The organism is Prochlorococcus marinus subsp. marinus str. CCMP1375, from assembly GCF_000007925.1.
Classification (GTDB): Bacteria; Cyanobacteriota; Cyanobacteriia; order PCC-6307; family Cyanobiaceae; genus Prochlorococcus_E; species Prochlorococcus_E marinus.
This window is the reverse complement of record NC_005042.1, coordinates 1,045,180-1,059,555: the sequence shown is the minus strand read 5'-3', so window position 1 is coordinate 1,059,555 and position 14,376 is coordinate 1,045,180. Positions and strand designations below refer to the sequence as shown.

Here is a 14,376-nt window from a genome sequence, read left to right as displayed (position 1 = left end):
ATTTGTTCTTATGACAAATATTCTTGATGGGAAGAAACTTGCAAAAGAGTTGGAGCTTAGACTCCATGAAGATATTACAGAATTTAGTCCAGAGGTGGGGAGGCCTCCAGGACTAGCTGTTATTAGAGTCGGTGATGATCCTGCAAGTGGTATATATGTATCCAATAAAGAAAAGGCTTGTAATCGAATTGGGTTGGATAGTTTTCTATATCATCTAGGCACTAATACTTCAGAGCAAGAAATTCTTGAAGTGATAAAAGCTTTGAATAATGATCAAAAGGTTGATGGGATTTTATTACAATTACCTTTGCCAAAAGGACTTGATGCAGAGCCTCTGTTGAAAGCTATAGATCCTGAGAAGGATGTTGATGGATTACATACTTTGAATTTAGGGAGGTTACTTAAAGGTGAAAAAGGGCCTCGTTCGTGCACCCCAGCAGGAATTATGGTGCTACTTCGTCGTAACAACATATCTTTAGTTGGTAAAAAAGTTGTAGTTATTGGAAGAAGCATTCTAGTAGGTAAGCCAATGGCCTTAATGCTTCAAGCAGCAAACGCAACAGTAACTGTTGCCCACTCCAAAACAATTAATTTGCCTGAGATAACTAATCAAGCTGAAGTATTAATAGTGGCAGCAGGTATACCCCAATTAATTGGTTTGGAACATGTTCGTTCTAATGCAGTAGTTGTCGATGTTGGTATACATAGGATTCCCATGGAACCTTTAAAATTAACGGGATCAAACTATAAACTTTGTGGAGATGTAAGGGCTGAGGAAATTTATTCAAAAATTAAAGCTATTACTCCTGTGCCTGGAGGTGTTGGGCCAATGACAGTTGCAATGTTAATGGTAAATACTGTTAACAGATGGCAATACCATTGCGGATTGTCATCCACTCTTAGTGATTTGCTCCCATAGAGCATTAATCCTGCGAGAATTGTAACTACTTACTTTATCTTCATGGCGGAAGCAGTCATGTTTCCTTTTGACTTTACCGCTTATCTGGCTAAGGCTAGAACAAGAATTGAGTCTGCATTAGATGCTTCCTTAGGTCCAGAACGACCTAATCAACTTAGAGAAGCAATGCGATATTCCCTTCTTGCTGGTGGCAAAAGACTAAGACCAATTCTTTGTTTAGCAGCCTGCGAATTAACAGGTTCTGATTCTGAGAATGCAATCTCAACAGCAGTAGCAATTGAGATGATTCATACAATGTCATTAATTCATGATGACTTGCCATCTATGGATAATGATGATTTGCGTAGAGGTCGTCCTACTAATCACAAAGTATATGGAGAAGCTATAGCAATCCTTGCTGGGGACGCACTTTTAACAAGAGCTTTTGAAATGGTTGCGCTTCGAAGTCCAAATGTGCCGAAGGATCGTTTACTAAAAGTAGTAGGCGAACTCTCTTTGGTAGCAGGTGCTCCAGGTTTAGTCGGAGGACAAGTCGAAGATCTTGAAAGTGAAGGGAAGGCAGTCGATCTTGATACTCTGGAATTCATTCATATTCATAAAACAGGAGCCCTACTTAAAGCATCCGTTGTATGTGGAGCTCTAATTGGAGGAGCAGATGAAGACTTGCTTATAGCTCTTAGTACTTATGCCAAAGGAATAGGCTTAGCCTTTCAGATAGTAGATGATATCCTTGATGTTACAGCGAGTAGTGAAGTCTTAGGGAAAACAGCTGGTAAGGATCTATTGGCTGATAAATCTACTTATCCAAAGCTGCTTGGCTTGGATGAATCACGCAAAAAAGCTAAGGAACTAATTAGAAAATCCAAAGACGTTATACATCCTTGGAGTGATAAGGCTGCCCCGCTTTTATCTTTAGCGGATTACATTATTAATAGAGATAGATGAATTTTTCACAGCTGCTTATATATCCCCCATTTTTAGAATTTCTTGACAACGCAGTGTTGGCTTGGGCTTTAATTGCTTGCGGATTAGCACAATTTTCAAAATTATTTGTCGAATTAATCTTTTATCAAAAATGGCGCCCTTCGGTTCTTCTTGAAACAGGGGGGATGCCTTCTAGTCATTCTGCTTTAGTAATGGGTACAGCTTCTGGTATTGGACTTGAGCAGGGTTTTGATCACCCCGCCTTTGCTTTAGCAATAACTGTAGCTTTTATAGTTATGTATGATGCAAGTGGGATCAGGAGGTCTGCGGGCTTAATAGCTACTAGAGTTAATGAACTTCCAACAAATAATTGGCCATCACCTCCAGAGACTCCTTTAAAAGAAGCTTTGGGACATTCTCGTTTAGAAGTATTTATTGGAAGTCTTTTTGGACCTTCAGTTGCATTGCCTGGGATTATTTTAATTGGTTCGCCACTTGATTTTCTTCACAGTATTGGTCTAATGACAGTGTGATTAAAAATAGATCTTTAAGTGTTGATCAGAAAGAAGCTCTTAAGGATTTTTCTTTCTGGCTTGATGAAAAAAATATTGATAAACCTTTCCTTCTTAGTGGGTATGCAGGAAGTGGAAAAACCTACTTAGGGACAAAGTTTTTACAACTTGTTGAAGATAGAAATATTTGTTGGACAGTAGCAGCTCCTACTCATAAGGCAGTAGGCGTTCTAAGAAATGCTATAGAGAAAGAAGGGTTAAGACCCACTTGGTATCCATCTACTATTCATAGACTTCTACGTTTAAAATTAAAAAGAAGAGGGAATCTCGAAGTTTGTGAACAAACTTCTCAAACTGCAAAATCTTTAGATCAGCTTGGATTAGTTCTTGTAGATGAGGCTTCCATGGTTGATAGCAATCTCCTTGAGATAGTCATTACTTGTGCACATTCACATGAAACACGTCTTGTTTTTGTAGGTGATCCTGCTCAATTGCCTCCAGTAGGAGAGGAGGCTAGTCCTGTCTTTTCATTGCAAAGAGTCAAAAGAGCTCATCTAACTGAAGTAATAAGACACCAAGGCCCAGTACTTAAGTTGGCAAGTCTTATTAGGGAAGAGGGTTTCACTTGTTCTATGCCCCCATGCTTCCCAATAGTTAGAACCAAAACAGGGTTGATTGGATCATTGGATCAAAAAAGCTGGTTAGAGAAAGCTAAATCTTCTCTTAGGGAAGCAGCAGAAAAAAATGATCCTGACTCTATAAGGATTCTTTGTTATACGAACAGATATTTAGAAAGGTTGGTTCCTCATGCAAGGCGTGCTGTTCACGGCCAGCTGGCTGATGAAATGTCTGTTTTGCCAGGAGAAGTTCTTATTAGTAGAAGAGCTGTAATGACTACAGCATCTCTGGAGAGTGATAATGCAGAAGAAGAACCAGGCATCCTATTAGGATCTAATGCAGAGATTGTTGTTGAGGATGTTAAAAATCAAGTCTTTGATTTGTTTGACTTGGATTTAGAATTTGAGGAAAAATATGATTTGGACTTACCTCAAATAAATACTCTTGTAGCAAAAGTTTCAGCAGGAAATAATAAATATTTAATTCGTCTTATGCCTGAATTAGGAACTAATTCAAGACTTATTTTAGAAGAGTTAATGCAGGATTTGTGTAATTTGGCGAAAAAGTTGCCTAAAAGAGAAGCACGAGCTTTTTGGAAGAAGTTTTTTTATGTTAGAGATTCATTTGCTTCAGTTGGTCCGGCATCAGTGTTAACAGTTCATCGTAGTCAAGGGAGTACCTTCCAAGAAGTATTTATAGCAGCAGATGTTTTTTTTGCTAGTGATCTATCACTAAGGAAACAGTTGGTTTATGTGGCAGTATCAAGAGCGAGTGAAAAAGTTTGGCTTGCAGGTGATAATTCAATTAATTCTTTAAATAGTCCGTGGTGCATTGATTAAATGTATTAATTTAAATGTGTTTATGAACAATACTACTCCAATTTTGCAAGATGCTTGGTGAACTTGCCCAGTGAAGATGAATCCAACTTGCATGAAAATTCTTATTACTCCAACCTTCTTGTCTAGTATCTATTCCCCACCCCCTTATTTCCCAAGGTGAGTATAAATTCATTGAGCTTTGAATCATAGGCTCTTTTTTTGTGATATCTAGATCATTAGATCCGTTAATATCAAGTTTCCATCTATGGAATTCATGCCCATTAATAAGATCTCCTTTATTAGATATAAGACTATTTGATATAGCTGTTAACTTTCGATAGCCTACTTTTAGCTTCCCTTCCTTTGCATTGAAAGGTAGTATTCCTGCCATCGGAAATTTTTTTTCATTAGTATCACTTAAGGATTTCCCAAGTATTAACATACCTCCACATTCAGCATAGATAGGATAGTTGTTTAGGAATTCTTTTATTGAATTCAAGCTTCTTTTGCACTGACTAATTTCCTCTGCAAATTGCTCTGGAAATCCCCCGGGGATTATCAAGCCTTTTGCTTGTTTTGGTATAGGACTGTCTTGTGTTATTTGCCATTTTATTAGATTAATTCCAAGTTCTTCTAGACACTCCTTGGTTTCAGGATATCTAAAATGAAAAGCTTTATCTTCTGCAATCGCAATTGTAGTTCTTTTTAGGCGTGGGTTTTTTAGATTATTTTTGAATAAGATATTGCTAAGACTGTTTGATTGACTAGGTGCTTTAAGCAGTGGTCTTAAAGAGCAGAAATCAAGATTTTTCTCAGCAATACTTGCCCAAGTATTTATTAATTTTTCAATGTTGCTTATTTCATGTGCTGGTTGTAGACCAAGAGATCTGCTTGGTATTGAGAGATAGTCATCTTTGGGAAGGCATCCCAAAACTTTTACATTGATCTTTGTAAGTGCCTCAGTTAATAAGACTTTATGACGCGAACTGTTTACCTTATTAAGAACGACTCCTGCAATATTCAATGTGTGATCAAAATCTTTAAAGCCTTTTACTAATGCAGCAATTGAACCTGCTTGACCGCGAGCATCAACAACCAATAAAAGGGGGAGGTTTAAAAGACGAGCAATATCAGCAGTGCTTCCTTTGTCTGATGAGCCAATTCCGTCAAACAAACCCATTACGCCTTCTATAAAGGCATATTCCGCAGCACTTCCATACAGATTAAAACTATTTACTACCCAATTTTTACCACATAGAATTGTATCTAAATTTCTACAAGGTCTTTCAGTTACGGCGCTAAGTAATTGTGGGTCAAGATAATCAGGACCAATTTTGAATGTTTGAGTACTTTCCCCATTTCTTCGAGCCCAAGAAGCAATAAGAATACTTAAAAGTGTTTTGCCATTGCTGCTTGCGGGGGCAGCGATTACAAATGCCATATGGACTTTAAAAATTTCATTAAAAGTTGTTTTTAGATTCAATTAGACTTAATAATTCCCCTGCTATGGGAGCCGCATTGCTAAGTAAAGGACTTGTTGAACCTCTGCTGCTTTCAAGTAGAAGTGCTACATCAGTTTCAACTTGGTTGTTTTGTGTTGGGACCACTTCTTCTAGTAATTCCATGCTCGCCATCCCACCAGCTTCAAGTCGCATGCATTCTCCAGACTCCGATGCAAGTATTACGCATAGACCTGTTTTATGAGCTTCCTCTGGTTTACAGATCAATCTTAATCCAATAATTTGACCAGGGTGAATGCTTGGATTCCCTACAGGTAATTGCATTAATCGAAAGTTCACGATTTCATTATCTGGGCGTTGAAATTGTGTATTAAGACTATTTCCTTCTCTTGAGAAATTTTTCTTTAGTTTCCACCCCAGTCTATCGGCTATCCAAGAGGCTAAAAGTAATCCTTGAATGACATGTTCTCCCTCTATGTCAATATCCAAATTAATTATATTTGCAAGAGAACTTCTTTGGGTAGGTGGGTCGAAGACCATTGCTAATGTTTCTCTCCAAGTTCTTAGCCTTAGCCAATTGAGATCATTAACTGCTTGACCACTTTTTATTCTTTGTTGAAGAACATCTAAACATCTTGTTGGTTCTCCAATGGCACTGTCAATGATGATCCTTCTAGCAGGCAAAGCCAGTTGATTTAAGAGAGATGGGTCTTCGTCTAGGCTTCCATTCCACCAAAGCCATGAAGGTAGATCATTTGGTATTAGTTCTTCGACTATAGGTAGACCGTCTTTTAGTGCATCAATATCACCTTTTAGGACTATTACATCTCCACATGCAGAATTGCCTCCTCCTTCTTCTGGCAACGGACAATAGGCTGCTACAAGAGTTTCTAGATCATGTCCTTGATTAAGGCTGGGAGCAAGCGTTATTAGTCGACGTGGTTGTAATTGACTTATAGCTGAATCAATATGTTGCCCTCTTAGGTCCTCCTCTTGATCCGAAAGAAGCTTTGATTGTATTGATGTAAAAACTTCTTTAGCTAAAGGAGGTGTGCTGTGAGGAAGATTTGTTTCTAAAACTATTTTTCGTGCTTCTTCAATAAGTTCACTGCGCTGATTGCCTAAAACAGGTCCATTTATTCTTCCAGCTCCTACAAGTTTTTGTTCAATCCAGGCGGGTTGCCATACTAGAAGACAAAAAGTATTAGCTCCCTTGTTATCTGATTGATCTTGAGACCAAAGCTTTTTCAAGTAGCTTGGTATTTCTTCGGGTGGAATTTGAAGAGGGGTTTGAAGAGTTAGTTGTGGTGACATTTTTTCTTCCTTAATTAAATAATTACAAATGTGAAAAGATTAGGGTCTTCTCCAAAGTAATTGATCTTTAGCTAGTAATGCATCAGCTTCTGAAGGGCCCCAAGTTCTGGATTCATAAGGATAAGTTGGAAGTTGCCAAGGACTATCTTCAATTATTTCTAAAAGAGGAGTATATAAACGCCAAGCGGCTTCTACCTCATCGCTTCTCGTGAAAAGAGTAGGATCTCCAAGCATTGCATCAGCTAAAAGCCTTACATATCCTTCGTCTGAAGGTTCTCCAAATGATTCATCATAAGAGAATTCCATTTCAACAGGCCTGCTCCTCATTCCAGAACCTGGAGACTTCACATCAAACTTGAACTCAGCTCCTTCATCAGGTTGGATTCTTAGGACTAGTTGATTAGATGTTGGTGTCCCCCCTGCCGCATCGAAAAGGTGAACAGGTGCCTCTCTAAAGGTTAAAACTACTTCACTAGTTCTTTTTGCCAATCTTTTCCCAGTACGAATATAAAAAGGGACTCCTTGCCATCGCCAATTATTAATGAAAAGCTTCATAGCAACATAGGTTTCAGTTGTGCTATTTGGATTAACACCAGGTTCATCTCGGTAACCAATCAATGGTCTTTTCTTAGAGCCACCTTTTGAATATTGGCCTCTTACACAACATTCCCAAGGCTCAAGTTCATTAGCTAAATGAGCAGCTTGCAGTACTTTGGCTTTTTCATTCCTAATGGCTTCTGGATCAAAATGACCAGGTGGTTCCATTGCAGTAATTGCAAGCATTTGCGTTAAATGATTCTGCACCATATCCCTTAATGCTCCTGAACTTTCGTAATAGCCTGCTCGATCTTCGACTCCTACTGTTTCAGCTGAAGTTATTTGAACATTAGATATATAATTTCTGTTCCAAATTGGTTCAAAAATTGTGTTTGCAAATCTTAGAACCAGAATGTTCTGAACAGTCTCTTTCCCTAGATAATGATCGATGCGAAAGATTTGACTTTCAAGAGCACAATTCTGAACAATACGATTTAAACTTTGAGCGCTTCTGTAATCCCTCCCGAAAGGTTTCTCGATAACCACTCTGCTTCTTCGTGGGTCTTTGAGAAGGCCTGCATCTGCTAAAGCTTTGCAACCACTTGCATAGAATTTTGGTGCAACAGATAAATAAAAGGTTCTATTTGCATGGGTAGCTTTTATCCGGTCTATTTCTTCGAGCCTTGTACCTAGTTTTACAAGATCTTCTGGTCGTTCAAGATTGACTGGTTCATAGAAAAGACGAGTTATGAATTCTTCCCATTCATTTGGATTTAATTTGATTTCATCTTTAAGAGAAACTGACATTTTTTTTCGGAACTCAATGTCACTCCAAGGTCTTCTAGCGCAACCTAGTAATGCAAATTCACTGGGCAAGCGTCTTTGTTTGAATAGCTTGAAAAGGGCAGGGACAAGTTTCCTATGAGTTAAATCTCCACTGGCCCCAAAAATAATTAAACACTGAGGTGAAATTACCCTCTCTTGTCTAAGACCAACTCTCAATGGGTTTGTAGTCGGTATCATTATTTAACTTCCATCAAAAGATGGGAAAAATCTCTAATTAATTAAATTCAAATTGCTAATTTCAATCACGCTATCGTTTGTTCTCAGATCACCAAAAATAAAAAACAAAATCAGGTTGAATTTGATAAATGATAAGGTCATCTTTAATCGCGATAGCAATGCATTTGCTAGGACTTTGCTGTAATCATTCCAATTAATATGTTTCTACGTGCCATCTACCTGCTTTTTTGAGCTGAGGCCTTAATTCAGACCAATTCAACCCTTTTGCTGAAGCAGCAGTTGTCATGGCCTCGTCTATTCCAGGCTCCATTCCTTTTAGACCGCACAAATATATATGTGTTTTTGGATTTTCTATTAGGGAAAAGATTTCATCTGCATATTCAAGAACCCTGTCTTGGATATACATTCTGCCTCCTTTGGTGTTTTTTTGCTCACGGCTAATTGCTTTTGTATAGCGAAGATTCTCTGGATATTGGGCTTTATAATTCTCAAAATCATCGTCATATAAAAGGTTTGCTGTTTTAGGAGCCCCCATGAACAACCATGCTTTACCTTTGAAGTACCAATTATTCTTTTCCCTTTCTGTTTTTTCAAACATTTTGCGCAAATAGGCTCTCATAGGAGCTATTCCAGTTCCAGTTGCAAGCATTATTATGTTCGCATCTTCATCATCTGGGAGGAGCATTTCCTTGCCAACAGGTCCAGTTATTTTGACTTTGTCTCCAGGTTTTATATCACAGAGATATGTTGAGCAAACACCATCAATTGTTTGACCCTCCTTTTCATATTGAAGTTGTCTAACGCATAAAGAAACTGAATTTTGTTTAAAGTCATCACCATATTTTGTACTTGCTATTGAATAGAGTCGAATTTTGTGAGGTTTCCCTTTGGCATCTTCACCCGCAGGAATGATCCCAATACTTTGTCCTTCTACATATTCAAGTTTTGGATTACCACCAGAAAGATCGAAAGTAATATGATTAACTCTTCCGATAGCCCCGTCTTTTAAAAGACTATAATTTTCAGTTACTTTCCCTTCAAAGGGTGATTTAGGTTTGTAAGTGTTTACAGGAACATTGGGGTGAGCAGGCTTTTTAATTGCCTTTGGCGAGGAAGAAGGCTTTTCAGGGGGCTTAGAGGGTTGAGAGGATTTCTTCTCTGTCAAAGTGGATTTACTAGTTTTTTTAGTAATGCCTCCATGAAATTTTTGGAAAAACCCCACTAATCCAATTAAAATTGGAACATGTATAAGGCCACCGGCCAGGACTGTTGCTTCCGAATAAGCCATTAAAAAGACGAAACCACTATAAGAATACCAATATCTCAACTTTATTATTCGACATAGCCTTTTTCAAAGTTCACGTTATGAGATTGCCACAAGTCTGAACATTCTCTTAAAGGGCACAAGAAAGAGATTTTTTGTGTATTGTTCATTGGTTTTTATTTTCTTGGTTTAAATTGGTATCTCGAAAAGTTATTGAATTTCTTTTAATGACAAAGCTTTGAAAGCAAATATGACTTATTTCGATTTGGAAAAAGAAAATAGAACAATTGAGCAGACAATGGAAGTCCTGCCAGGTGGAACAAGAAGGCTTGCTGCTCAATTAACAACTTCTTTGGACTTTGATTCACTTTGGAAGGTTTTGACCGATTACAACAGGCTTAGTGATTTCATTCCAAATCTGCTTTCAAGTGAAGTTCTATTAAAGACAGATAATCAAGTTCATTTAAAGCAAGTAGGTTCACAAGAATTTCTTGGGCTTAATTTTTCTGCAGAAGTATGCATTAAATTAATAGAAGAAAAGGAAAATGGAGTACTTAGATTTTCTTTGATTAAAGGAGACTTTCGAAGATTTGAAGGTTCTTGGCAGATAGCTCCTTCACCCTTTAATAATGGCAGCGCTCTTACTTACGAACTCATTGTCCAAGGTTGTTTTGGCATGCCAGTTGCTCTAATTGAGAAACATTTAAAAAAAAATTTGACTACCAATCTTTTAGCAGTTGAGAAAGCTGCCTATGAGATTAGTTCGAATTAATAGCCCCAAGGGGATTCGAACCCCTGTCGCCTCCGTGAAAGGGAGGTGTCCTAGGCCTCTAGACGATGGGGCCATGGCGGTGATCATACACAAATGTGCTATCAATCACATTTGAAAGCTAAGTTCAAGCCTAGCCCTGCGTCAAGGTCAAGGGCTCAAGGGACTTGTTTCTTTTATCCCAAACGGGAACAGTGAAATAAAAACAAGATCCCTCTCCAGGTTGAGAGACAACCCATATTTTGCCCCCATGGACTTCTACAATTCGACGACATACGGATAATCCAATACCAAAACCTGATGTTTCATTAGATGTTTGTGGTAAACGTACTCGATCTAGGAAAATACGTTGTTGTTCTTCTTCTGGTATCCCAGGACCTTTATCAGAAACACTTATCTGTACCCATTGATTTGTCCTATGAAGCATTGTTATTTCTACTGTGTCTCCATCATTTGAAAACTTCAAAGCATTTTCTATTAAATTTAATAACACCTGTTTCATTCTACTTTGATCAGCAAAAACATTAGGAAGGTCTGCAGGTATGTCAGTATTTATTCCAATTCCTCTAGAGAGCCAAAATTTCTCAAGTTCAAGAATTACTTCAGCTGCAATATTGGCAAGGTTTGCCTCTTGAGGATTAAATAATGCCTCCCATCTTGTTGTTCCCACTTCAAGAAGATCTTTCGATAGAGACTCAATTTCTTCCAACCTTCTCTTCACTACTTCCTGTAATTTAATTAAATCAATTTGACCCAGCGCTTGACTTTGTAGAGCTAACTTAGCGGCAGAAAGTGGTGTCCTTAACTCATGAGCAACCATTCGAAGTAATCTCTCTTGAGATTCAATTTGATTAGATAAGGTTTCATTCTCTTGTCGTAGGACAAGATTTTCATCTTCTAAAAGTAATTCGTTCCTTGTTCTTCCATTCTCACTTTCCTTTTGCCTAAGATTTATTCCTAATCCACTACTAATTAGAATGTCTTCCTGTTCCCATCTTGGGAGCCAATTTTTAAGTTGTTCTAATATGCTTGTCCCAGCAAAAATCTGCTTAGGCTGAGGATCAAGTTTGATTAAAGCCGGTATTGCAACAAGTCTATGAAGCTCAAGTAATTCAGGTTGTTCCTTAGGGTCAGAAAATTGAAGTTTTATCTCGAATCCACAATCTTCAGATTCTAAAAATCTGATTAGCGACCTTAAATCTCCTCTTGAGAGATGTTTCCTACTTGCAACAAGAAGAAGGCGGAGTTTTTTTCGTTCATTAGCTGTAGCTTTATTCACAGCTTTGAACTTATTGAATGTTATATATACCTTAAGGGACTGCGCGTCGATTTAGATAATTGCTAATAAGTAATTGAATACTCTTTCATGTAAATTTTTGTTCTGTTCTTAAATGATTACTAACTTCGTTGACAATAGTTCTCAGACCGTAAAAACGCCAGAACTTAATGATTTCAATCTTAAATTTGATAATAGTCTTCGTAGATGGTTTTCAAGAAACTTAGGGGTTTGGTGCTCTAAGCGACAGTATTTCTTTGAAGAAGAAGATGTCTTGCATGTTGAAATGTTTCTTAGAATCGAGGAGTTAAAAGAAAATGTAGAGGAATGTCCTTGTTATCGATTTTCTTGGTGGGTTGAGAAGGAGAATGATTTTTTTATCAAGAAGCCCTTTTATTCAAAAGAAGGAGTTATAGAGGCTTATTTGTTCGGTCATCAACTGCATAGAAATAGTAGTTATTTAAGTCAATCTTCCGTTGTCTCAAATATTAGGCAAGTGGATGAACATGAATTGATTTTTGATTCTTCTTATGATGATTGGAATATACTTGAACATACTCGTTTAATAGATCAAGATTGCTATCGTTCTAGAAATATTTATAGCTGGTCCAAAAACAAATTAAAAATAGTTGAAAATCATCATGAAATAAGAGTTTTCAATCATAATTAATGGTTTAAAATAAATTTAGATATTAAAGCCACTATTAATTCCGCTATAATTGCGTGGAAAGGCTTTTTCTTTTAAGCCATTCTTTTTATTATTATTCCTTTTAGTCCTTTGAGAAAATCCTTGAGTTTATTTCGCAGAGTTACTTACAGCTTAATTCTCTTTCCCTTTGCTTTAGGAACACTGATTAGCCCTTCTTTTGGAAAAGATGAATCAAAAAAAAGTCCTGCCAGTCAGGAAGACCTAGTCTTGTATGAAGGAATAGGAGCGACTTATATATGTTTCGCAAGAAAGTTGGATATTGAGTTTCAGAAAGCTTCAGTTGTAGCTGCTGTTACATATGTGAATGTTATAGAAGGTAAGCATGATGGAAAAATCAAAGTTGCAGGAGATAGAAAATTTACGCGAAAAGAGTTACTTACAGCTGCTGAGGCGCAATTGGTACCAGCCGCAGTTAGATATTGCCCTGATGAGGTTCCTGACAAAGTTAAAAAACAAGTTAAGAAATATCTGAAAAAAGTAAAGGAAGCAAGTAAAAAGAAATAACGGAGACTAATTATCTGAACATAGAACTTATTGAGCTTTCTTCATGCACCCTCCATATTGCTTCTCCTAACATATTTGCAACAGAAAGTACTTTTAATTGTTCAAAGTATTGACTAGTAGGAACTGGAATACTATTGGTAACAACAACTTCTTCAAAAAGATCATCTGCAGATAATCGACTATAGGCGGGAGGAGAAAATACTGCATGGGAAGCACAAGCAATGACTCTTTTAGCTCCTTCTTTCCTCAATAATTCAGCTCCTGCACATATCGTTCCTCCAGTATCAATCATGTCATCAATGAGAATAGCTGTCTTATTGGCTACATCCCCAATTACAGTAAGACTTTGAGCAACATTATGAGCAGCTCTTCGCTTATCTATAATGGCGAGTGGAGAATCTTTCATTTGTTTAGCAAATGCCCTTGCACGAGCAACTCCTCCCACGTCTGGAGAAACTACAACTATTTCATCTAAATTCTTAGTAGAAAGGTAATCTATTAAAACTGGTGAGCCGTATATATGATCACATGGTATATCGAAATAACCTTGAATCTGAGCCGAATGAAGATCCATTGCTAGAACTCTATCAACTCCAGAAGAAACAAGTAGATTAGCTGTTAGCTTGGCAGTAATAGATTCTCTACCTGCAGTTTTTCTGTCTGCTCTTGCATACCCAAAGTAAGGTATTACCGCAGTAACTTGCCTTGCTGAAGCTCTTTTACAAGCATCTACCATTATCATTAGTTCCATCAAACTATCATTAACAGGAGCGCAAGTAGGTTGAATCAGAAAAACATCACAACCTCTGATCGACTGTTGTATTTGCACATATAGCTCTCCATCAGCGAATCTCTTTGAAACAACAGGAACATCCTCAATTCCTATATATGAAGATATCTCTTTTGCAAGAATTGGATTAGAAGTTCCGCTAATTAATTTGAGTCGATCAGTATTTAGACTGCTTTTTATATTTTGAGCAGTAGCTGCGGTCATAAAGCTCGTCACGGTTGCAGCATTCAAAAACCCTTATATTTATGCTAATGCTGATAGCTCATCATTCCAAATATTTTTTCACTCTTGTAGTCGATCGATGATTTCTCAGTTCCCTTTTTTTCTTTCAATTGGAGATGGAACCAGACCATTTAATTATGCTGGATCCATTGCTATATCAAGGATCCTTGGAAGTGAACTCGTTGAAATATCAAGCGATAATAATCCAATAGAAACCCTTAAGGAAATAGAAAATAAAAATGAATTAATCCAATTTATTGGTGATGCGGCAATGTTGCATCCATCTGGTACTAGTTGGATGGAAGCTATAGGAGCATGGGGACAACCAGTAATATTAATGGTCAAGCCAACTTCCTCTGGGGAGATCCCTGGAATAGCAGCTGCTTATGTGAGTTTATGTAAGTCTCTATCGGTTCCATTAGTAGGACTTGTCCAATTAGGAGGATCTTGGGACTTTGTTACAAGAAAAGCTGATGGCCTGCCTTGGTGTGGATGTATTCCAACTGAAGTTTTGGAAAAAGGTTTTAGTTGGGAAAAAAGAAGGCTTGATACTTCTTTGGTTTTAGAAGAGATCGTTTCTAGATTAAAAGCTCGTATAAATTTTTTAAAGTATAGATCTAGTTAATTGGATTTAAAGTTTTAGATAGACTTTTAAAATTAAAGCTTTTAATATTTTTAGATGAAGTTAAAATTGTTTTGTTTCTTATTATTAAAACG

Annotated in this window: 14 protein-coding genes and 1 tRNA gene; 8 read left to right on the top strand and 7 right to left on the bottom strand. The window is 37.4% G+C overall.

Annotated elements, in window-relative coordinates; genetic code table 11:
- The first annotated feature begins 10 nt into the window (after positions 1-10).
- The 4 genes from folD to PRO_RS05560 are packed head-to-tail and all read left to right on the top strand — an operon-like array spanning position 11 to position 3,812.
- The gene (gene folD, locus PRO_RS05575) at positions 11-919 is read left to right on the top strand and encodes a bifunctional methylenetetrahydrofolate dehydrogenase/methenyltetrahydrofolate cyclohydrolase FolD (RefSeq protein WP_011125282.1); all 909 of its coding nucleotides are present in this window, start codon (positions 11-13) and stop codon (positions 917-919) included.
- A 42-nt stretch (positions 920-961) separates the two neighbouring features.
- A complete protein-coding gene (crtE, locus tag PRO_RS05570; protein WP_011125281.1) occupies positions 962-1,864 on the top strand; it encodes a geranylgeranyl diphosphate synthase CrtE in 903 nt (300 codons plus the stop codon).
- On the top strand, positions 1,861-2,376 hold the full coding sequence (locus PRO_RS05565; protein WP_011125280.1) for a divergent PAP2 family protein: 516 nt from the start codon (positions 1,861-1,863) through the stop codon (positions 2,374-2,376). Before crtE ends, PRO_RS05565 begins: the two co-directional genes overlap by 4 nt.
- Positions 2,373-3,812 (top strand): AAA family ATPase, encoded by a 1,440-nt coding sequence (locus tag PRO_RS05560; RefSeq protein WP_011125279.1) that lies wholly within the window; start codon positions 2,373-2,375, stop codon positions 3,810-3,812. Before PRO_RS05565 ends, PRO_RS05560 begins: the two co-directional genes overlap by 4 nt.
- A 10-nt stretch (positions 3,813-3,822) precedes the next feature.
- Here PRO_RS05560 and PRO_RS05555 read toward each other — a convergent pair whose 3' ends face one another.
- From PRO_RS05555 to PRO_RS05540, 4 genes are all read right to left on the bottom strand, one after another.
- Positions 3,823-5,232, bottom strand: a complete 1,410-nt coding sequence (locus PRO_RS05555) for a cobyrinate a,c-diamide synthase (protein ID WP_011125278.1) — start codon at positions 5,230-5,232, stop codon at positions 3,823-3,825.
- 19 nt (positions 5,233-5,251) lie between these two features.
- Complete coding sequence (locus PRO_RS05550; RefSeq protein ID WP_011125277.1) at positions 5,252-6,565, bottom strand: glucose-6-phosphate dehydrogenase assembly protein OpcA; 1,314 nt, start codon at positions 6,563-6,565, stop codon at positions 5,252-5,254.
- A gap of 39 nt (positions 6,566-6,604) precedes the next feature.
- Positions 6,605-8,125, bottom strand: coding sequence for a glucose-6-phosphate dehydrogenase (gene zwf, locus PRO_RS05545; RefSeq protein ID WP_011125276.1), 1,521 nt, complete (start codon positions 8,123-8,125; stop codon positions 6,605-6,607).
- A 193-nt stretch (positions 8,126-8,318) separates the two neighbouring features.
- On the bottom strand, positions 8,319-9,413 hold the full coding sequence (locus tag PRO_RS05540; protein ID WP_011125275.1) for an FAD-binding oxidoreductase: 1,095 nt from the start codon (positions 9,411-9,413) through the stop codon (positions 8,319-8,321).
- A 226-nt stretch (positions 9,414-9,639) separates the two neighbouring features.
- Here PRO_RS05540 and PRO_RS05535 point away from each other — a divergent pair, with 226 nt between their 5' ends.
- Positions 9,640-10,161 (top strand): SRPBCC family protein, encoded by a 522-nt coding sequence (locus PRO_RS05535; protein WP_011125274.1) that lies wholly within the window; start codon positions 9,640-9,642, stop codon positions 10,159-10,161.
- Here the strand turns inward: PRO_RS05535 and PRO_RS05530 are convergent.
- Both PRO_RS05530 and PRO_RS05525 read right to left on the bottom strand, forming a co-directional pair.
- Positions 10,162-10,234 (bottom strand) — tRNA-Glu (locus PRO_RS05530).
- A gap of 57 nt (positions 10,235-10,291) precedes the next feature.
- Positions 10,292-11,437: a histidine kinase gene (locus PRO_RS05525; RefSeq protein ID WP_011125273.1), complete on the bottom strand. Its 1,146-nt coding sequence runs from the start codon at positions 11,435-11,437 to the stop codon at positions 10,292-10,294.
- A 112-nt stretch (positions 11,438-11,549) separates the two neighbouring features.
- Between PRO_RS05525 and PRO_RS05520 the strand changes: the two genes are divergently transcribed.
- Both PRO_RS05520 and PRO_RS05515 read left to right on the top strand, forming a co-directional pair.
- Positions 11,550-12,104: a hypothetical protein gene (locus tag PRO_RS05520; RefSeq protein WP_011125272.1), complete on the top strand. Its 555-nt coding sequence runs from the start codon at positions 11,550-11,552 to the stop codon at positions 12,102-12,104.
- Positions 12,105-12,224: 120 nt separating this feature from the next.
- Positions 12,225-12,647, top strand: coding sequence for a hypothetical protein (locus PRO_RS05515; RefSeq protein ID WP_164923231.1), 423 nt, complete (start codon positions 12,225-12,227; stop codon positions 12,645-12,647).
- Positions 12,648-12,657: 10 nt separating this feature from the next.
- On the opposite strand, the gene PRO_RS05510 is transcribed toward PRO_RS05515, so the two are convergent.
- Positions 12,658-13,653, bottom strand: a complete 996-nt coding sequence (locus PRO_RS05510; RefSeq protein ID WP_036892408.1) for a ribose-phosphate pyrophosphokinase — start codon at positions 13,651-13,653, stop codon at positions 12,658-12,660.
- An 85-nt stretch (positions 13,654-13,738) separates the two neighbouring features.
- Between PRO_RS05510 and PRO_RS05505 the strand changes: the two genes are divergently transcribed.
- Positions 13,739-14,284, top strand: a complete 546-nt coding sequence (locus PRO_RS05505) for a hypothetical protein (protein WP_011125269.1) — start codon at positions 13,739-13,741, stop codon at positions 14,282-14,284.
- The last annotated feature ends 92 nt before the right edge of the window (positions 14,285-14,376 follow it).